The 19,903-nt window shown below is 47.3% G+C and carries 17 protein-coding genes and 3 pseudogenes; 11 read left to right on the top strand and 9 right to left on the bottom strand.

The window, feature by feature from the left end; all coding sequences use genetic code 11:
- Positions 1-141: 141 nt before the first annotated feature.
- The 7 genes from ACP7IZ_RS10400 to ACP7IZ_RS10370 all read right to left on the bottom strand — a co-directional run bounded on the left by ACP7IZ_RS10400 (position 142) and on the right by ACP7IZ_RS10370 (position 5,473).
- Positions 142-534 carry a hypothetical protein gene (locus ACP7IZ_RS10400; protein WP_426849055.1) on the bottom strand — a complete coding sequence of 131 codons (393 nt, stop codon included), beginning with the start codon at positions 532-534 and terminating at the stop codon, positions 142-144.
- A 177-nt stretch (positions 535-711) separates the two neighbouring features.
- Complete coding sequence (locus tag ACP7IZ_RS10395; protein ID WP_426849102.1) at positions 712-1,152, bottom strand: SRPBCC family protein; 441 nt, start codon at positions 1,150-1,152, stop codon at positions 712-714.
- A 28-nt stretch (positions 1,153-1,180) separates the two neighbouring features.
- Positions 1,181-1,942, bottom strand: coding sequence for an SDR family NAD(P)-dependent oxidoreductase (locus ACP7IZ_RS10390; protein ID WP_426849054.1), 762 nt, complete (start codon positions 1,940-1,942; stop codon positions 1,181-1,183).
- A 165-nt stretch (positions 1,943-2,107) separates the two neighbouring features.
- Positions 2,108-2,740, bottom strand: a complete 633-nt coding sequence (locus tag ACP7IZ_RS10385) for a TetR/AcrR family transcriptional regulator (protein ID WP_426849053.1) — start codon at positions 2,738-2,740, stop codon at positions 2,108-2,110.
- 63 nt (positions 2,741-2,803) lie between these two features.
- Complete coding sequence (gene bdcA, locus ACP7IZ_RS10380; protein ID WP_426849051.1) at positions 2,804-3,517, bottom strand: SDR family oxidoreductase; 714 nt, start codon at positions 3,515-3,517, stop codon at positions 2,804-2,806.
- Positions 3,518-3,770: 253 nt separating this feature from the next.
- On the bottom strand, positions 3,771-4,313 hold the full coding sequence (locus ACP7IZ_RS10375) for a hypothetical protein (RefSeq protein WP_426849100.1): 543 nt from the start codon (positions 4,311-4,313) through the stop codon (positions 3,771-3,773).
- A 569-nt stretch (positions 4,314-4,882) separates the two neighbouring features.
- The gene (locus tag ACP7IZ_RS10370; RefSeq protein WP_426849049.1) at positions 4,883-5,473 is read right to left on the bottom strand and encodes a phosphoglycerate mutase family protein; all 591 of its coding nucleotides are present in this window, start codon (positions 5,471-5,473) and stop codon (positions 4,883-4,885) included.
- 199 nt (positions 5,474-5,672) lie between these two features.
- Between ACP7IZ_RS10370 and ACP7IZ_RS10365 the strand changes: the two genes are divergently transcribed.
- Both ACP7IZ_RS10365 and ACP7IZ_RS10360 read left to right on the top strand, forming a co-directional pair.
- Positions 5,673-6,176 (top strand): ferritin-like domain-containing protein, encoded by a 504-nt coding sequence (locus tag ACP7IZ_RS10365; RefSeq protein ID WP_426849047.1) that lies wholly within the window; start codon positions 5,673-5,675, stop codon positions 6,174-6,176.
- Between the two features lie 212 nt (positions 6,177-6,388).
- Positions 6,389-7,183, top strand: coding sequence for an OBAP family protein (locus ACP7IZ_RS10360; RefSeq protein ID WP_426849045.1), 795 nt, complete (start codon positions 6,389-6,391; stop codon positions 7,181-7,183).
- 123 nt (positions 7,184-7,306) lie between these two features.
- Here the strand turns inward: ACP7IZ_RS10360 and ACP7IZ_RS10355 are convergent, their stop codons facing one another.
- Positions 7,307-7,771, bottom strand: coding sequence for a DUF1348 family protein (locus ACP7IZ_RS10355; protein WP_426849044.1), 465 nt, complete (start codon positions 7,769-7,771; stop codon positions 7,307-7,309).
- Between the two features lie 426 nt (positions 7,772-8,197).
- Here ACP7IZ_RS10355 and ACP7IZ_RS10350 point away from each other — a divergent pair, with 426 nt between their 5' ends.
- The gene (locus tag ACP7IZ_RS10350) at positions 8,198-9,268 is read left to right on the top strand and encodes an NAD(P)-dependent alcohol dehydrogenase (RefSeq protein WP_426849043.1); all 1,071 of its coding nucleotides are present in this window, start codon (positions 8,198-8,200) and stop codon (positions 9,266-9,268) included.
- 100 nt (positions 9,269-9,368) lie between these two features.
- Here ACP7IZ_RS10350 and ACP7IZ_RS10345 read toward each other — a convergent pair whose 3' ends face one another.
- Positions 9,369-11,882, bottom strand: coding sequence for a TonB-dependent receptor plug domain-containing protein (locus ACP7IZ_RS10345; RefSeq protein WP_426849099.1), 2,514 nt, complete (start codon positions 11,880-11,882; stop codon positions 9,369-9,371).
- 678 nt (positions 11,883-12,560) lie between these two features.
- Here ACP7IZ_RS10345 and ACP7IZ_RS10340 point away from each other — a divergent pair.
- From ACP7IZ_RS10340 to ACP7IZ_RS10305, 8 genes and pseudogenes are all read left to right on the top strand, one after another.
- Positions 12,561-13,505, top strand: a complete 945-nt coding sequence (locus ACP7IZ_RS10340; protein WP_426849042.1) for a LysR family transcriptional regulator — start codon at positions 12,561-12,563, stop codon at positions 13,503-13,505.
- Positions 13,506-13,672: 167 nt separating this feature from the next.
- Positions 13,673-15,295: an ABC-F family ATP-binding cassette domain-containing protein gene (locus tag ACP7IZ_RS10335; RefSeq protein ID WP_426849041.1), complete on the top strand. Its 1,623-nt coding sequence runs from the start codon at positions 13,673-13,675 to the stop codon at positions 15,293-15,295.
- A gap of 456 nt (positions 15,296-15,751) precedes the next feature.
- Positions 15,752-16,135, top strand: a complete 384-nt coding sequence (locus ACP7IZ_RS10330) for a hypothetical protein (RefSeq protein WP_426849040.1) — start codon at positions 15,752-15,754, stop codon at positions 16,133-16,135.
- 278 nt (positions 16,136-16,413) lie between these two features.
- Complete coding sequence (locus ACP7IZ_RS10325) at positions 16,414-17,547, top strand: acyl-CoA dehydrogenase family protein (protein WP_426849038.1); 1,134 nt, start codon at positions 16,414-16,416, stop codon at positions 17,545-17,547.
- Positions 17,544-18,065, top strand: a pseudogene (locus tag ACP7IZ_RS10320) (PIG-L deacetylase family protein); the annotation flags it as partial. The gene ACP7IZ_RS10325 and the pseudogene ACP7IZ_RS10320, both read left to right, overlap by 4 nt.
- A gap of 95 nt (positions 18,066-18,160) precedes the next feature.
- Positions 18,161-19,218, top strand: a protein-coding gene (locus ACP7IZ_RS10315) for an IS630 family transposase (protein WP_426849037.1) whose coding sequence is annotated in 2 segments (ribosomal slippage) — positions 18,161-18,653 and positions 18,653-19,218 — 1,059 coding nt in all. Because the reading frame shifts where the segments join, the coding sequence is not laid out codon by codon here.
- 12 nt (positions 19,219-19,230) lie between these two features.
- Positions 19,231-19,446: pseudogene (locus ACP7IZ_RS10310) on the top strand (PIG-L family deacetylase); the annotation flags it as partial.
- Positions 19,443-19,874 (top strand): annotated as a pseudogene (locus ACP7IZ_RS10305) (class I SAM-dependent DNA methyltransferase); the annotation flags it as partial. The pseudogenes ACP7IZ_RS10310 and ACP7IZ_RS10305, both read left to right, overlap by 4 nt.
- Positions 19,875-19,903: the final 29 nt, after the last annotated feature.

Here is a 19,903-nt window from a genome sequence, read left to right as displayed (position 1 = left end):
TGAAAGCTACTGGTTTCCTGATCATGTATATGCTTCCGTGGCCCATATTTTTAAAGAAAACAACCAAAACTTGTGTCATCTACGATACTGCGCAGCAGGCACGATTTTCCTTTGTGTGTCACCAAAAATAAATTCATAACGTTACTGTCTTATTCCGCTACTGGAGCTAAAATTCGCAGTGGAAAAACTATGGTTCAGCACAACACCATTGTTGAATACGATAGTAAGCGTTTTGCTTTTGTTGTTTGTTCTTGCTCCAAGCATACCCAGGCCAACAACATCCTGAGCTATTGAGAGACCATCTTCTCTCCCGGCCGTAAAACTATAAACCCAGAACTCATAGCCGTTTTCGTAACCTTTCTGCCCCGGTTCACCATAAATTTGATGCACTTGGGATGAAGTTGTCACGCCATCATGAATATTCTGGTTAACTTCCGTAAGTGTTGTATGTTTTATGGAAGCATCACCCGTAGATGTGCAGGCACCCGTACTGGCAATAATAGCCATGGCCACGGCAGTTCTGATGATCTTCATTCTGTAATCGGTCCTTTTTAGCTATGTATTTTCTGTATACTCCATTGTGTTGCATCAATACAGATTGTCTATCTGGATGTTACCATTGGCTTGTTGAATGTGATTTTTTTACTAACTCATTCCCCGCTTGTTTACGGCCTGAGGCCTGAGGCCTGATGGCATTGGGTTGAGTAGCAATTATTTGCCAGCAAGCCTGTTTACCAGTTTGTTAAAGGCAGGCTGATAAATTTGAACGGGCATTCGTGCCTGCATTGCGGCAGCATGGTCTGGATCAGCCTCAAATTGTCCTTCCCAGCGGATGAAGGTGCGGTTACCATCTGTGACAGGCAATAGACTGATAGTTGAACGATAGTTCCAGATTGGGAGCGCTGATTCAATGATCGAAAATGTTACCGCATAATCTGTATCGGACAGAGCAAGAAGCTGTTCACGAATAAGGCCGACATCGTTCATCTCAAGCCGCCGAATGGCGCCTACACGATCGCCTGGGTCATCTCCTTCAATCTGGCAACTTTTGACCCCCGGCAACCACTGACCGATGGACCCGAAATCCCGAAGGAGGGACCAGACGGAGGGCACAGGTGTATTGAGCACACTGCTGGCCATAACGTTTATCATCATATTTCCTAATCATTGTTAGGCTGTATTAAAGAGACTGGCCGCCTGTCACCTCAATGCGTTGACCATTCACCCAGTGCATATTGTCAGACAGAAGGGCTGCAACGGCTGCGCCAATGTCATCCGGTTGTCCGACACGCCCAAGAGGTGTGATTTCTGCCAGGTTTTTGTTAACTTCAGCGTTGTCACGTACCAGCCCACCACCAAAGCCAGAGGCAATAGCGCCGGGTGCCACAGCATTGACGGTAATGCGGCGTTCCCCCAGTTCCTTCGCCATGTAGAGTGAGATGACTTCGGTTGCGCCTTTCATGGCCGAGTAGGGGCCATGATCTGGTAGGTAGAAGCGTGTGGCTGCTGAGGTGATGTTGAGAATACGGCCACCATCGCAGATCAGTGGCAAAAGGCCCACTGTTAGCAGATACGGCCCCTTGAAATGAATGTTGTACTGATTGTCGAGCTGTTCTGGTGTTGCCGCATCAAAACGGGTGTGGATGATGTTGCCGGCATTTTGTACAATGTATTTCAAGACAGATCCTGTGAACTCTTTTTCAAGAAATTTTCTAACCTGAACTAAAAATGTTGAAAAAGTTGTGTGGTCTGAAATATCCAGTTGCAGCATGTGCAGTTTTGCTTTGTCGGTGCTAAGCGCTCTTTCTGCGGCTTGGGCTTCGGCCTCATTTATGTGATAGGTGCCTATCACGTTGATACCCGCTGCAATCAGATGTTTTGCGATACTATAACCGATCCCGCGATTAGCACCCGTGACAAGGGCTACGTGATTCTGGTTCATGATCGGTTTCCTTTGATAAAGTATGTAAGCAGCGGATGGGTGGGATGAACTACATAAACTTAAAGATCAGTCGGTACAGAAATAAGGTAATGCGTCAACATTTTATGGAGCGACTGATACATATAAAATCAGCGAAAGGGCTGAGGACGAAGGAATTAGGACCGTTTATTGATGTTGAGAACGGCGTTTGGCCTTTACTGCAAGGCTATCCCAAATTTGCATCAGCGTTGTAATGGCTGCGTCTAGTTTCTTGGATTTATCACCATCTCGCGCTTCGCAGGCCATGCCGTGAAGAAAGGTTGTGAACAAAGTAGGTAAGGTTTCAGTAGCGGGCGATGCTGTTAGTTCCTTGTTTGACACAGCCCGTTTTACGCAGGCTTTAATACCCTTTCGGGTGCGTTCTCGTTCAGCTGTTAGAAGGGCCTGCACAGGCTGGTTTTCTGGTGAGCAGTTGCTGGCTCCCAGCACAATCAGGCAACCGGTGGGGTGTGAACGGGTTGTCTGCATGCGGGCGGAGGCTCGCAGGGTCTGTTCAATGGCCTCACGCGGTGCGAGAGTTTCATCCCACAGTGGCGCTATAACCTGCCCATAAGTTTCCAAGTAACGCTGCACGACTTCACGGAACAGCGTTTCCTTGGAGCCAAACGCCGCATAGAAACTTGCCGGCGAAATATTGCCCATACAGGCTTTAAGTTGGTTCAGTGACGTTGGTTCATAGCCCTGTGCCCAGAACAGCGTCAGCGCGGCATCCAACGCCTTGTCCCGATCAAATTCACGGGGCCGTCCTGTCCGGGCCATGTCGTGTCTCCGTTTCAATGTAGAAGTTTCTACACTAATTGATACAAAAATGGATTGCCAGAATTACGCGCTGAAACCACCATCAATGGTCTGCATGGCCTCAGTAATACCGCGTGCAGCGCTGCTGGCCAGAAACGACACATAAGCAGCAACATCATCTGCGGAGCCATGTTCCTTAATGGCCATGACGCTGTGCATGAGGTTGGCTTCTGGGCCATTAGCTGGGTTCATATCCGTATCTGTTGGCCCCGGCTGGATGACATTGACAGTGATATGGCGGTCACCAAAGTCTCTCGCTAAGCCGCGAACCATGCTTTGCAGGGCAGATTTTGTCATGCTGTAAGCTGCCAGCCCTTTGAAGGGCACGCGATTGGCGTTCGTGGAGCCGATCAGGATGATCCGACCACCATTAGGCATGGAACGAGCCGCTTCAACAGCACAATGATAGGCGGCACGAATGTTAATATCAATCATGCGGTCAATGTCATCAGGATTGAGTGTTAGCGGGTCTCCGGCAATGCAGATTCCAGCATTGAAAACGAAAATATCGATAGGGCCTGCACTGCGCGTGATGGAAAGAATTTCTGAACGGTCGGTTGCATCTGCCTGAAGAGCGTCCGCTCCGGTCTGACGAGCAAGGTCTTCGGCCTTTGTGCGTGAGCCTGCCCATGTAAAGCGCACTGATGCCCCCTCGCGAGCTAAACGCCTGACGATTGCGGCTCCGATCCCGCGGCTGCCACCGATGACGAGGGCCTGTTTGCCTGAAAAGTCTGTCATGCTATATGCCTTCCTGTTCTGTATCGATCACTACAGAACAGGAAGGCATTGGTGTGCAAGTTAATTCTGTATCATCCGTTCTATTTGTGTGAGTTTCAGATGCACAAAAGTCTATCCCCACCATCAGACGATCGTTACCATAGACTTTCTGATAACCGCCATGCTGCTTACATTCGTCAGACAAAGATGGTGATGCCAAGCCGTAATGCTTCTGCCTGTCTCTTTAAGTGTCTTATCATTCTGAAGTACTCATTTAATTTTTTGGCGTTTTAATAATGTGATTTAAGGACGTTGTTTCATTTGCTTTCTTTTCGCCTTCAGCACTCACGCTCAATTTTTGGTAAATGCCTAAAGCAATCACCATAAATGTAGCAACTATTAACAGTGCGGCAGGATACAGAATATCTTCTGGAGCTTTACCGCTCCTTTCAAAAACCCCAACTAATCCTTCAATAAAGACTGCAATAATGATTGTTGTCATGAATTTGGTTAAACTGATCCGATCTTCGCCTAATGACTGCTTTTCTTTAGGACGCAAAACTTCTTCTTCAATAAAATATTTTGCAACATCAAACACAGCAATAGAAATAACGACATAGCTAATGGCTTGAACTATTTCCTCTCTTCCATCATTAAGGGAAACTATAAAAGCTGAGACAAGGCCAATTGTTCCAGATATAATTAAGAAGGTGGCTAATATTATTAAAAATATACTTGCCACGCAAAATGCTAATCTGGAAACTGTTGTTATGGTATTGATCTGAATTATCCTTCGTGAGGAATGAGTCAATAAAATAACGTTTGTTTTGTAAAAAAGTTCCTCACAGTGCACCCCGGTTGGATGAGCAGGGAGCAGCGCTGCGTAAGGAATTTTCCGCACCAGAGGCGAAATGACGCCTGATTTAACACAGTCTTCCACGTTGCCGGCGCATCCGGCTACTCCATTGTCGGTTCTGCTTCGGCGCGTGGTGGGGTTAACCTTTGTTGTCGCCTTTGTAGAGGTTACGGTTTGTATGGATGTCGGAAAAATATATCCCGGCATCATGACCGGAAATACCGTGTAGTTCGGGCGATCTGTTGCGTTGCATTAGTGGGAAAACGCAGCCCTTACCGGAACTGCAATCGGTTTGTTCTTCTGTGGATGTATGTGCGCCAGCCTGATCCGGCGCTACATGAAATGGCCGTACTGGGAGCTTTTGTTGATGGCCGCAGTGCTTATTGTGGTCACCTTTGCGCGTCTTTTACCTTCGTTACATCATGTTATTGAACTTCCATTGGATGATGTAAAAAACAATAAGATGAAACTAAGTATCAAATGTGATTTTTTACGGGACTTTATTGCAAAGCATCCCGAATATAAGGATCTCATTTCTTCTTGATAAAGGAGAGATACGCATCATCAAGTTTGTATATGGAATGTAGTTCTAACCTGTCGTTATGAGCTATGTTATAAGACCTAAAACTCCAAGGCTCTGTCGCGTTGGAACGATGGATCTGCCAAATCATGTTGTAGCGCTCAGGCGGCCAATCTAACGAAATGGAAAATTTCTCTGGTAACACAATGGCTTTCGCCAGTGCAGCAAGCCCTTGGTGTTGCCAGCAGACGAGAGATGTCCCTTTTAGGTTAGCAAGAACAGAACCAAACTCTGTTTCTTCATGTAGTGCCCAAGTCAGATCAATAGGACACTGTAATATTTCAGACAAAGGTAAAACAGTTTGCTCCGGTCGCCTGCTATGGCCGCCACCGGGGCGGAATGCGGAAGCAAAAATACGGTCCGGTAACGGTAGCATCCTGTCTCTGGAAACAAAAAGTGCGGCCAGTTCTTTTGCTTGCCTCCAGCCCTCCAAGCTTAATGAATAAGGATCATCTTGCCCATCACGGTCCAGCCCGGTTTCATGCAGATACTCTTCTGGTTTTTTCGCATGCCGTATTAGAATAATATTTGATGAAACCATGACAGATCCTGATATTTCGCCAAAGACTTTACATCATTTGATGAAGCAGGAAGTAAGGAAAGAGTTCCCTTTTTTATTTGAAGAATTTTCTTTCAATCTTTGAAACTCCATTCGAACCAAAAGGTTTGTCATAAGAACGATAGCGATATCTTACATACCATTATGGTTGAGGATCTGCTGTCGAAAATGGAGAAGATCAATGGGCCTCTTTTTCAAACCAATAAAAACCCTCGACGATCTGTTTGTGCATACTCTTCAGGATATTTATTATGCTGAAAATCAGATCGTCAAAAACTTGCCTACCATGGTGGAAACAGCTTCTGATCCAGAATTGAAAGCAGCTTTTCAGCTTCATCTGGAAGAAACAGAAGAACAAATTCGCCGGTTGGAACAAGTATTTCAGATGCACAGTCAGCCCGTTAAGGGTGTGACATGCCAGGCGATGAATGGCATTATTGCTGAGGCAAAAGAAATTATCAGTGATTGTGATGATGCTGAAGTGTGTGACGCAGCTATGCTTTCAGCCGCTCAGGCCATAGAGCACTATGAAATAACCCGTTATGGTAGCTTAATTTCTTATGCCATACAGCTTGGCCGTTCTGATTGTGCAGCCATTCTGCGGCAGACCCTTGAAGAAGAGAAATCTGCCGATCAGAAATTAACCCGCATTGCTGAAAAAAGCGTGAATCAGCACGCGGTATGATGCGGGGAAGTTTTCTGATAGCCAAGCAAAGGTTCTTTTTGCTCGGATCATATAATCAATGGTCTACCCTCTTTAAGCAATATGGAGATATTTACTGGCAACTGGCGGTTATATAACCGCCAGTAAATACTAGCGAATATCTTCCAAAATGTTTGGCACTTTATAGTGAGTAGTGGATGGAACATTTCTTATAACAGTAGAAAGAAGAGACAATGTCATTCCTACATAACTTTTCCTGCCGACGATGTTTTAATCGTACATTTGGTGCTGCACTTGTTGTAGCCCCATTTGCGGCCTTATCCGGAGGTAAAGCTAATGCGGCTGATAAGAAGCTGATGCCCGTTTCAGGAAGCTCAAAATCAATGCGGAGCCACGTTCTCGATACAGCGGCTGACGCCTTGCAGGTTAAAAAACCTATTGATGCTATGAGTGAATATTTGAATGGATTCCATTTTTATGCTGACGATATGGGCCGACAAGTCGAAGCTAATCATTTTTGTACGCATCTGACAGAAGATTTTCATCAGTGCGTGATTTATGAAGCTAATCAGCCAAATGCTAGACTTATTGGAATTGAATATATTGTGAGTGAAAAAATATTTAAAACGCTTCCTGAAGAAGAAAAGAAACTATGGCATAGCCATCACTATGAGGTAAAATCAGGTATGCTTGTTGCACCTGGGGTTCCCAATCCGGGCGAGCATGCGTTTATGGCCGATCTGGTAAACACTTATGGGAAAACTTGGCATACTTGGCAGATAGATCGGGATCATGATCTTCCACTCGGTATTCCTCAACTGATGATGGGGTTTACCAAAGATGGCCAAATCCGACGGGATTTTTTAGACGACCGGGATAGGCGTTTCGGTATTTCCACTCAGAGTGAGAGAGAAAACCGCGCCGATATACCAACACCAGATGTCGTGGCAGGAGCGAACTCATGGCAGAGTGGCACCACAATGCAATTGCAGCTTGTAGAAATGCCTGTAAAAAATATTAAAAGATGATTTCCCTTTGCTGTATAGGAAAACTGCCTGTCTGCTCGGTATCTGGCAGACAGGCATTACCTATTTTATGAAGGAACTCGAATTCATTAAATAGCAGTTTGGAAAGCGTTCTCTTTTTAGGTGCTAAAGTCCAAGATCGGAAAGCCCAGGATGATCGTCCGGTCGGCGTCCTTGGGGCCAATGAAACAAGCGGTTTTCTGCTTCGATAGGTAAATCATTAATTGATGCAAAGCGGCGGCGCATCAGCCCATCGGGATCAAATTCCCATACCTCATTGCCGTAAGATCGAAACCACTGTCCCGCGTCATCATGCCATTCATACGCAAAGCGAACAGCCATGCGGTTATTGCGAAAACCCCAGAGTTCCTTAATGAGGCGATACTCATGCTCTGTTTTCCATTTGCGTTCCAGAAAATCCACTATTTCATTACGGCCATGAATAAATTCCGTCCGGTTGCGCCATTGACTATCTACAGTATAAGCCTGTGCCACTTGTTCAGGGTTTTGGGAGTTCCAAGCATCTTCGGCAAGGCGGACTTTGCGTGTTGCGCTCTCGATATCAAAAGGTGGAAAGGGCGGTCGTGACATAGATAGACTCCTGATCTGATGCAGCATTTAACGTTGCTACAGCGCAGTGTTTCCTTTGCAACGTTGATTGAAGTGATAATGGTCCCTCATTTCAGGGCATGATCAGAACCGTTGACTTTTTACTCTATCCGGATTTCCAGCCGCTTGATACTGCCGATACCATAGTGTTTGAACTCACAGGCCATCTAATGAGTAAGAATTATGGTCTGAACATGGATGTTTCGAAAAAGAATTTATTATTTATATGTATTTCATTTTATGGGGGCGGTTTTTGCTGCTCGTACAACATAGGAAGCGCCGATGTTACGGGCCTGCCTAAAAATGACAACGTAGAGGTCAAGTTGATGTGCTTACATCAGGCAGGAAATTTCTGTTAGTTTTGGCTGGTTATCTGAAACCTGTTTTCAGTTTTAATAGGGATGTTTTATGTTTACTTGCGTCGGCTACGCTGCCTCCAGCGCCACTACTCCGCTGGCTCCTTTTACCTTCCAGCGTCGTGATTGCGGCCCTCTCGATGTGCAGATTGATATCACCCATTGCGGTATCTGCCATTCTGACATTCACACTGTTCGGAGCGAATGGGGCCCTGCGTCTTATCCATGTGTGCCCGGGCATGAAATCATCGGGCGCGTTGCTGCCGTGGGTGTGGATGTAACGCGCTTTAAGCCCGGTGAGTTGGTAGGTGTGGGGTGTATGGTTAATTCCTGCCAGACATGTGCTTCTTGTGAAGCCGGGTTAGAGCAGTACTGCGATGCCGGACCAACGTGGACTTACAATAGCCCAGACCCCGATTTTTCCAAAACGGATGCCTATACGTTTGGTGGATATTCACGCGCAATCGTGGTGGATGAACGTTTTGTGCTGCGTGTGCCTGAAAATTTGGATCCGGCTGCTGCAGCGCCTTTGCTTTGTGCGGGCATTACCACATGGTCTCCGCTATCGCATTGGAAAGTGGGGGTTGGCCATAAGGTTGGCATTGTTGGGTTAGGTGGGCTTGGCCATATGGCAGTAAAGTTTGCTGTGGCACTGGGGGCGGAAGTAACGCTTTTCACCACCTCTGCAAATAAGGTGGAAGATGGCAAACGCTTGGGGGCTCATCGCGTGGTTATTTCGCGTGATGCAGAGGCCATGGCAGCAGAAGCCAACCAGTTTGATTTTATTTTGGATGCTGTTTCTGCTGAGCACGATATTAATGCCTATCTTGCGTTGCTCAAGCAGGACGGACACATGGTTCTTGTTGGTCTGCCAGAAAAGCCGATGTCCATTGGCGCGTTCAGCCTTGTGGCTAAGCGGAGAAGCCTTGCGGGTTCAGCCATCGGCGGCATTCAGGAAACACAGGAAATGTTGGATTTCTGCGGCAAACACAATATTACAAGCGATATTGAAGTTGTGCGCGCAGATCAGATTAACGAGGCCTATGGGCGGGTTTTGCGTTCTGATGTAAAATACCGCTTTGTTATAGATATGGCTTCCATGCCGAACAGTGTTGAAGCCTAACACGAGGGCATTACAGCTTTTGTGCAGCATAGTTTTACAGCTATTTTTCTACGGGGCCAGATCATGATGGCCCCGTAGATGCAGGATGGATGCGATATTTCTAAAACCTTACATCCGCTTTTAAGTAGTAAAAACCACCATTGATACCAAGCTGTGATGTGCTCATGTAATACTGAGGCACGCCAAGGTAGCGGTTACTGTCTGGCACGCGTGAGGGCAGGGCATTGAACAGGTTGTTTGCCCCAAGCGTAAAGGATAGTTGCGGCATAACCCGGTACGTAATGTCCAGATTGGTTACAAATTTGGGCGTGTTGTGGAATTGCGTAAAGGAATAAGCGCTTACGCTGGCGCTATTGGTTGGCCCTGTATAGTCAGTAAGTTCTGAAGTGGTTTGTCCCCAGCGTATTTCATGCACGCCTACAGTCCATTTGCCATCACTGCTGGTAAAGCGGCCACCCCAGATCATTTTGCTACGTGGGTAAGCTGTTGTGATGTAGGCAATACTTTGGGCTGTAAGCAGGGGCGTGCCATCTGCTGCGTTGCTTTGGTGTGTCAGGCGCGTGCGGTTCAGGTTGATGCCCACATCCCAGTCAATACGGCCTATTGTAGGGCTTAATTCCGTTGGATATGTGGCGGTAATATCCAGCCCTTGCGTGCGCGTGCTGGCCACGTTTGCAAACCAGTGGGTGGAAAGAGAACTACCCCACGTGGCGGCATCAGCCGGAAGTGTAAATCCGTTCATTTGCAAGGCAGAAAGAGCATCCGTGCCATATACGTTACCGCCCGGCAGGATCTGATCGCGCAGGTTTATCTGGTAAACATCTGCCGTGATATGCAGCCGTTTGACGGGCTCAAGCACAATGCCTCCAGAAACATTGGTGGAGCGTTCTGGTTTAAGCGCACTGGCGCCATTTGCACGCGCACCAGGTGAGTTTGCTGCAATAATGCCACGCGCCGCTGTGGGAGAAACAGCAACGGCACTGTAATATTCTTGCGCCAATGTGGGGGCATGAAACCCGTTTGATATTGTTGCACGGAGGCCAAGCCACGGCAGCGGATCATAACGCAGCGCGGCCTTGCCTGTTTCCGTATCGCCTACATCTGTATAATGTTCGTAACGGCCCGCCAGATCGAGTTGCACGTTCTTGGCAAGATGAGTGGCAATATCAATATAACCACCAATAACATCGCGGCTATAATTGCCTGCATTGGCGGCTACTGTGCCCTGCAATGCATCAGACCCGCTGCTATAGGTGGAATCTGGAGATCCTGTGCCAATGCTGTAACTTTCGTAGCGATAGGATGCACCACCAGCTACGTTGATAGCATAAGGCCAGCCGGGAATATGGAAGGCCTTGCTGAGGTCAAATGTATTGCTCCATTGTTCATTATTGTAGCCCTGAGCATCAAAATTTGTAGGCGTGCGTCCTGTATCTGTTGAAAGGGCAAGGTTGGCTGAATTGGCAATTCCGATCCGGTCATAATCACGCCCGTAAACGGATGACAGATCCCAGTGCCAGTTATCAATTTCGCCACGTAGGCCTGCTGTTACTTCCCAATCATTTTCATCCATTGTCATGACAGGGGAATAGCCATTTGGATAAATGGCGGCATAAGCCGGGTAATTATCCAAAGAGCTGGCCGTTCGATAATTCTGGAAGGATTCAGCATGGCGGTGCGCATAGGTGGCTACCGCATAAGCTTCCAGATTATCCAGTATATGATATCCGGCTTTTACAGCCACGGTCTCGCGCGTTTGTTCAGGCTGACCTAGAAGTTTGTTGATTTTTGTGTTCGTGCGCAGGTCTGGTGCACTACGGTATGTGTGATCTTCATGCACATAATCACCGCTGACATGGATGTACCCGCGATCTGTCAGCTTTGCGCCGCCATCCATGTAAATGCCTTGCTCAAACCCATCCTTTGAGGCCGTGATGCCCGTAAGGGATTGGGCATGAAAGCCATGATCCTGCTTTTTAAGAATGATGTTCACCACACCAGCCACAGCATCTGATCCGTACTGGGCTGATGCGCCATCTCGCAAAATTTCAACATGATCAATGGCAGCAAGAGGTATCATGTCTACATCAACAGGCGTACTTCCCTGTTGGGGGCCGGGATCTGCATAAATATTGGCGGTGGTGTGCCGACGCTTACCATCCACAAGCACAAGAGTTTCATTCGGGCTTAGCCCACGCAAGCTGAAGGCCGATGTAAGGGCACCTGCATCGTAACCACTGGTTGGCATGGTTAAAGAAGGGGCAAGTTGGGTGAGTGCTTCACGGAGAGAGGGCATGCCTGTTTCTGAAAGCTGGCGTGCCGTAATGATATCTACAGGTGAAATACTATCTCGTGCCTTTTTGCCAATTTCACGGGTGCCGGTCACAATAACGGCTTCAGTACCGCCAGTTACGGGTTGTGCTGCAACAGGATGCGGATCGGATACCGTTAATTGCCGGGCGCGGGAGGTTGAAGGGGCTTTTTTCCCTGTGGTTTGATGCTGTTTAGGTAAGGAGCTGCTTTCATTCTGGGCATGCACCGGCTCAGCCAATAAGCAGAATATGGAGGTTGTTCCCAAAAAGAGAGGGCGTGTGATGTTAGCTGGACGAGCCATGATCGAACGGGATGAACGCACAATAAGCTCCTGAAAAACGCATAGAATTCCTAAAAACACGATCATATAAGTAGATTAATATTTTCAACATATTTTTTGTATTATGTGGAGGAACTTTAAATTTGTGGCGTATTTGCAACATTTGAGAGAACCCACTTTGGTAGGCATAAACCGTTAAATGCGATTATAGTTCTATGGGAAGCTGAGAGCATATTTTAATAAATTTTCCCGCCAACCAAGGGTTCGGATAAAATGCTGGTTAAGGCGGTTTCGTCAGCTTCAGGCCGGAGTAAGGCAGGAGGCAGCAGCACGGATCGTTATGGAGAGAATGCCCATTCTGCCATGATGTAGATGGTCATCTAGAGACAGCGCAGCGTTGCCATTTGTGCATGCACAATCAATCCATAATACTCAGCTTGTAACGTCCGTCGTTTGGGTTATTTTCTTAAATATTATTCAAACAAATATTTGTAATGGATGAATTTTCCGTCTGCGAAAGCAATAAGAGCAGCCAATAATTAAACCCTTCACAATGACAAATATACAAGGTTTGCTGACAAACGGGAATTGAAAAAAAGTTGACACCAAGCAACTGTTTGGTTTTTTCAAATAGAAGCTTAAAATAAATTTATATCTCTGGTATGCTGAGTCTTAACCTTGATAAGGAATTAAGCTGGAATGAAGAAGGTGGCTAAACTGCCAGACCTACGCATACACATGAAATTACGCCATTTCAGGCTTGTTGAAATGCTGGTTGCAACCAAAAGTATTCGGCTTGCCGCAGAGCAGCTCAATATTACGCCAGCAGCTGTTTCAAAATCTTGTCTGGAATTAGAAAACATTCTTGGCATAAAGCTTTTTATTAGAAATAAAGGCGGCCTGATTCCAGATCCTATTTGTGAACGCTTTATTATTGCGGGCAGAAGAATTGATTCTGAACTTAAAAATCTTACAGCCGATATTATGCTGTACGAAGAAAGTTTTCATGGAAACGTAAAAATTGGTTTTCAGGCAACATTGTTGCAAGATCCAATTGTAAGAAGCGTTGCCAAAATAAAAAAGACCCATCCCGGCCTGAACTTGACGCTTGAATATGCATCCCGCCAACAACTTCTGTCTGGCTTGGCGGCCAACCATTATGATTTTGTTTTTGTAAACCTTGCAGATATTCCGCAAAATAAACGCTTTGGTATCCAGCAGTTGGGTACGGAGCAATATGTTGTCGCGACAACAAAAGAAACTTTTTCAATCCCCGATGTTCTTGAAAAGTGGGATGAGTTTTCTACTGGAATATGGGTTATCCCTATCTCCGGAATGGCTATGAGAGATCGATTTGATAGTGTTTTAGCTGCAAGAGGTCTTTCTCTTCCTTCTCGGCGTATTGAAATCAATTCTGTTGTGGGGGGGGAAAGAATAGTCGCTCTTGCAGATGCATTTACCCTGCTTCCCTTGACGATGCTAAGGGAGCTTGGTCGCGATATTATTGATCCCGAAACAAAGTTAAGATTTTTGCCTGAAATGCAGTTGGAAGTAGGAATGGTCTATTTGCAGGACACGCAACTTAGCGCCGCAGCACAATATGCCAGTGATTTTATAGTTAATAAAATAACAAAAACAATTTAATAAAATATATATTCATTGTTTTGTTGATATTCTTGATAACAGGGGCAGATTACGCGCGGTTACGCCTCTTCACATGTAAATTTGAGCTTTCCTATTTACGCTCAGCAAGGGTTACGCAATAAGGGGCCTCCGGTTTTGCTTATTCCATTTTAGTTATCTGAGGCCCAATGATCCGTCTTGACACTATCAGCAAGTACAATGGCCATCGTGTCATTTTTGTCGATGCCTCTGCTTCGCTCCAAAAAGGTGAGAAAATCGGGCTAGTTGGGCCAAATGGTGCCGGTAAGACAACATTGTTCCGCCTTATTACAAAAGAAGAAGAGCCCGATGAAGGGAATGTCTTGATTGATCGGGGCATCACAATCGGTTTTTTCAATCAGGATGTGGGGGAGATGGCCGGCCGCAGCGCTGTGGCAGAGGTTATGAATGGTGCTGGCCCGGTTGCCGAGGTTGGGGCTGAACTGGCCGAGCTGGAGGCCGCGCTAGCAGATCCAGAACGCATGGATGAACTGGATGCCATTCTCGAACGGTTTGGCGAAGTGCAAGGGCGGTTTGAGGAGTTAGGCGGCTATGCGCTAGATGGCCGCGCGCGCGAAGTTTTGCATGGATTAGGCTTTAGCCAGGAAATGATGGACGGTGACGTAGGCCGTCTTTCTGGCGGGTGGAAAATGCGCGTGGCACTTGCGCGTATTCTGTTAATGAAACCAGACGTCATGCTGTTGGATGAACCAAGCAACCATCTTGATTTGGAAAGCCTGATCTGGCTGGAGCAATTTCTGGCTGGTTATGATGGCGCCTTGCTTATGACCTCGCATGACCGTGCATTCATGAACCGCATCATCAATAAAGTAATTGAAATTGATGGCGGTGTGCTAACCAGTTTTTCAGGTGATTACGAGTTTTACGAACAGCAACGCGCCTTAAATGAAAAACAGCAGCAGGCTCAGTTTGAGCGCCAACAGGCTATGTTGGCCAAGGAAGTGGCGTTTATCGAACGTTTCAAGGCGCGGGCTTCTCATGCCGCACAGGTGCAGAGCCGCGTTAAGAAATTAGATAAAATTGACCGTATTGAGCCTCCAAAACGCCGCCAAACGCTTTCCTTTACTTTTCCTCCTGCTCCACGTTCTGGTGATGCTGTTGTTAACCTGCGTGGTGTGGATAAAGCATATGGCAGCCGAGTGATTTACAAAAACCTTGATCTGTTGATCCGTCGGCAAGAGCGTTGTTGCGTGCTGGGTATCAACGGGGCAGGGAAATCAACTTTGTTGAAGCTTGTTACCGGAAGCACAGAACCAGATGCAGGCACGGTTACCCTTGGTGGTAGCGTCAAGATGGGATATTTTGCGCAGCATGCCATGGACCTATTGGATGGTGACCGTACTATTTTTGAAACGCTCAATGATGCTTTCCCGCTTGCATCTCAAGGATCATTACGGTCATTAGCGGGCAGTTTTGGCTTTTCTGGCGATGATATTGATAAATTATGCCGCGTTCTTTCCGGAGGGGAAAAGGCGCGTTTGGTTTTGGCATTGATGCTGTACGATCCGCCGAACTTTTTGGTGCTTGATGAACCAACGAACCACCTTGATATCGCAACCAAGGAAATGTTGATTACAGCTTTGGCCGATTATGAAGGCACAATGCTTTTTGTTTCCCATGATCGTCACTTTCTAGCTGCTCTTTCCAATCGTGTTCTGGAACTTACCCCAGAAGGGCTTCTCCGTTACGATGGTGGATATACGGAATACGTTGCGCGAACCGGACGTGAAGCGCCAGGACTGCATGAGTGATGCATTATTCAAACTGAACTTGGATTTTATTCCGATACAGTTCGGCCCGTATCTTCTTTTACAGATTTCAAACCATGGGCTTACCATGGTTTCTGTAAGAAGTGCGGGCGATTGTGCTGTCTTGTAGCGCAATAAAAGTAGATGTGTTGCTTAATAGGTAGAAGATTGGAAGAGTAAGTTTTTTCGGCCCATGTGAATAAAAATATGTTGGCTACACGGGCAACGAAAGAGAGTGAGTTAATTTTCTCACCTATTTTTCAAAATATTATGAATATTCATTGTAGTAAATGCATAAAAACATAAAGAAAAATATCTTGTTTATTTTAGTATCGTATCGGTTTTCTTATAAAATATTTGTAATCATTTTCCTTTTTTGAAACTTCACACAGACCGAGAGGTTTTGTGTCTGGCGGCTAGATTAAAAGACCGTCTCATCTCAAAAAAAGGAAGAGCACAATGGTCAATCAAGGCGGCAGCCATGAACAGCACGTAAAAGCTGGTGAGCAAAGCCATAAAAACACCGGTAGTTCGCATACTGAAAAGAATGCGGGGGAACATAGCTCTGGCACACGGGGCGGCACGCATGAACAACACGTTAAGGCTGGCGAGCAGAGCCACAAAAATGCTGGCACATCGCACGATGAAAGAAGCCAGGGTGAACAGGGCTCTGGCACGCGCGGCGGCACGCATGAACAGCATGTAAAAGCTGGCGAGCAGAGCCACAAAAATACAGGAACATCGCACGATGAGAGGGGCACGGGCGAACATAGCTCTGGCACTCGGGGCGGCACACATGAGCAACATGTTAAAGCTGGCCAGCAGAGTCATAAAAACACCTGACTTCGTGCTCAATACTGGAGGCATCAGCAAGATTGCTGGTGCCTCTAGGCACAGAATGTTTGGATGCAGGTAGCAGGAAGAATAGTGTTTTCATTGGAAGCAGTATTTTTATAAATTTACCTACTTGTAGATAAAAATTTCATATATTTCTGAAATTGAGCAAACAGCTTAAATATTTCTCAATATAAAGTGAGCATTTTGCGTTCATGAGGCATGGATCTGTCATCGTAGGCCATACGTTACACGTATAACGTTTTGCGAAATTGGGATGCCTAAGGATGCTGGCTTCAGATGGAAAGATTGTTAAAAACGACCTTTCTACCTTTCAAACAGATCTCAAAAATCTGCTCGATAGGTGGAAATATGCTTCTCCCATGCCTGCGGAAAATGTTTTTCCAACAGATATTCTCAATGCCTTCCGTGAGATTGGCGCATTAAATGCTCTTTTGTCGCACGAAGAGGGAGGGCTCAACCTGTGTCGGTCATTAGAAGGAGGGTTTGCGCTTTTAACTCTTCTGCGGCGAGCGGGGTATTTGAATCTTTCATTGGGGCGATGTTTAGAAGGGCATGTCAATGTTGTCCGATTGATAGAGCTTTATGGCACATCAGAGCAACGTCATGAGTTTGCTCAGCGCCTCCGAAGCGGAATATTAGCAGGCATTTGGGTTACGGATGGCGTTCCCCCTGTTACGATCAAGCAAGAGAATAGGGGTTACAGGCTTGCTGGTATCAAGGGGTTTGCCAGCGGTGTTACGCAAGTCAAGCTGGCCCTTATAACCGCCATAACACCACAAGGGCATTCCATAATGGTTCTTGCCCCCACAACTGAGTTCGGCAGAAGGCAGTCTGGTCCCGGAAAGTTGATGGGGATGCAAGCAAGCGGCACAGGTGCCTACGATTTTACAGATATTGTTATTTCTTCAGATTGTATTCTTGGCTCAGTCGGAGACTATTTACGGCAACCTGAATTTTCTGCCGGGGCTTGGCGTGGATCTGCTGTAGCCCTAGGGGGAATGGACCGACTGGTTGACCTTTTGCGGCAGGAACTTCTGGATAGGGAGCGCGCAAACAATCCGCATCAGCTGTATCGGCTTGGAGAGGCTCTTATTTTACAGAAAACGGCGAGCATGTGGGTTCAGGAGGCTGTCAAAGCAGCCTATGCGGCCAAGATGAAGCCAGCAGACGTGATTGCAACAGTTAATCTCGCACGCCTTGCCGTTGAACGCGCAGCGTTGGAGTTGATCACGCTTGTTCAAAGAAGCTTGGGAGTGTCGGCTTTTGTAAGAGGGAGGGCCGTAGAATTGGTCATGAGGGATTTGATGACCTATCTGCGGCAGCCCGCACCAGACGAAGCTTTGACTGAGGCCGCAGCCTGGTTTGTCAACCATGATTGGCCCAAGGGGGAACTATGAAAGTTCAGCAGGTTATCGAGCATTTTTCTGCCCTCCCAAATGCCTCTTTCGATAAAATTGCGCCGGGAACATCACTTATATTAGCCCCGCATTCTGATGATGAAAGCTTGGGGTGCGCTGGTTTTATAGCAACGGCAGTGCAGCATGGTCGGCCTCCGGTGGTGGTGATTGTTTCGGACGGTTCCGCTTCCCATCCAAGCTCTCATACATGGCCACCTGAGCGTCTCGCTTTGTGTCGGCAGACAGAAAGTCGAAATGCAGTTGCTGCGCTCGGCCTTACCGCTGATCGGTTGCTGTTTCTAGGTTTGCCTGATGCAGCAGTTCCAACCGTAGGCACAGTTTTTGAAAATGCAGTGCAATATTTCCGCTCTCTTGTAAGCCAGTATAATTGCCAAAATATTCTTGTGCCATGGCGTCACGATCCGCATTGTGACCATGTGGCTGTATGGAGTATGGGGCAAAGGCTAAAATCCTTACAGCCAGCGTTGAGAATATTATCCTATCCTGTTTGGGGGCTTATACCAACCGTTGCTTGAGGTGACTCAGGGGGTACCCATCGGGTCAAAAATGTGATTCACAGGATGCTGAGTATTCTCAGAAGGAGGCATTCTGTATGGGCAGCCCTCTGTCCCTGCGTGACGATCATGATAGTTCGGAGTTGCGGCACCTTGCGCGCAGAAGCCGGCATGCGGGTCAGTCGCGTCGCCTGCTGGCGCTTGCGGCGATTTATGATGGCGCCTCGCGCGGCGAGGCGGCCCTGCTTGCTGGGACAGACCGTCAGAGTATCCGTGACTGGGTGGTGCGTTTCAATGCGGATGGCCCGGATGGCCTTGTGGATCGTCATGGCGGGGGACAAAAAGCCCGCCTGACACCACAGATGCTGTCTGCCCTGAAAACCCGGCTCGAAGAAGGGCCAATTCCTGCGGTGCATGGTGTTGTCCGCTGGAGACTGTGCGATCTGTGCGCCTGGCTGCATGAGAGCTATGGCGTCACCCTGTCGGAAACCCGTCTGGGTCAGATTATACGTCGTGAAGGGTTTCGTCTGCTGACAGCCCGGCCACGGCACTACCGCCAGGATACAGAAGCGCAGGACATTTTTAAAAAGAGTTCCCCGGTGTCATGGCGGCAATCAGGGCCAGATATCCGGGAAAAGACATCGAAATCTGGTGGTCTGATGAGGCGCGGATCGGCCAGAAAACGAAGCTGACGCGGCGGTGGGCGAAACGGGGCACCCGGCCCCGGGCTGTAGCTGACCTGCGCACCAGATCCGCGTGGATTTTCGGGGCTATCTGCCCTGAAAAGGGAACGGCAGCAGGCCTCGTGCTCCCTGTCTGCAACCTACACGGAATGCAACTCCATCTCGCGGAGATTTCACGCACAGTCGCGCCGGGCGCTCACGCCGTCCTCATAGTGGATCAGGCGGCCTGGCACACCAGTCAGAAACTGAATGTGCCTGAAAATATCACTATTTTCCCACTGCCTCCCCGGGCTCCTGAACTGAACCCAGTGGAAAATCTCTGGCAGTTCCTGCGCAATACGTGGCTCTCAAACAGGATATTCAGAACCTATGACGATATCATCGATATCGCCTGCCATGCCTGGAACCAGCTCGTCGATCAACCTTGGCGCATCATGTCAATCGGACTGCGCAATTGGGCTCATGGGTTATAGCAATCAACGGTTGGTATTACGCTTCCCCCTGAAATGGATATTGAGGAAGCATTACCTGTTGGATGGCGCCTGAATATTGAGGGTTTTCTGAGCCAGAAACGGAATGCCATTCAGGAATATAGAAGCCAGATGGGATTGGTTGTGGAAGATGATCCAAATGGTTTTGTTTTGCCAGAACATTTATTGGAAAAAATGCTTCAGCCCTATGAAGTGTTCATTACATCATGAGTAATGAGACGTGGAAACCGGGTGTTTTTGAAAATCTCTTTCAGAAAAGTCCGGATCCGTGGAATTTTGAAAATAGTCTTTACGAGCAGCAGAAACTCACAAGGGTTCTACAATGTCTTCCTGCGGGGCCGGTTTCTTTGGCTGTAGAGTTGGGGTGCGCAATTGGTGTAAGCACTTTGGCACTCGCAAAACATTGCAAGCGTATTGTGGGTATAGATGCTTCGGAAACTGCTCTTGCTATAGCCAAAAGACGATGTGCACAGCAAAAACATATCAGTTTTATCAAGGCTTTTTTGCCGCAATTCTATCCTGCGGCAGAAGTATCTGGGTGCGGTTTGGTTCTTATTTCAGAAGTTCTCTATTTCCTCAGTCCGTTAGATATCCAGTGCCTTGCTGAATGTGTAATAAAAAGTTTGAAATCAGATGGCAGTATTCTGATTGTAAACTGGATTGGCCC

The organism is Acetobacter sp. AAB5 (assembly GCF_050106715.1).
Classification (GTDB): domain Bacteria; phylum Pseudomonadota; class Alphaproteobacteria; order Acetobacterales; family Acetobacteraceae; genus Acetobacter; species Acetobacter oryzifermentans.
The sequence above is the reverse complement of the archived record's forward strand: the minus strand, read 5'-3'. Positions and strand labels throughout refer to the sequence as shown.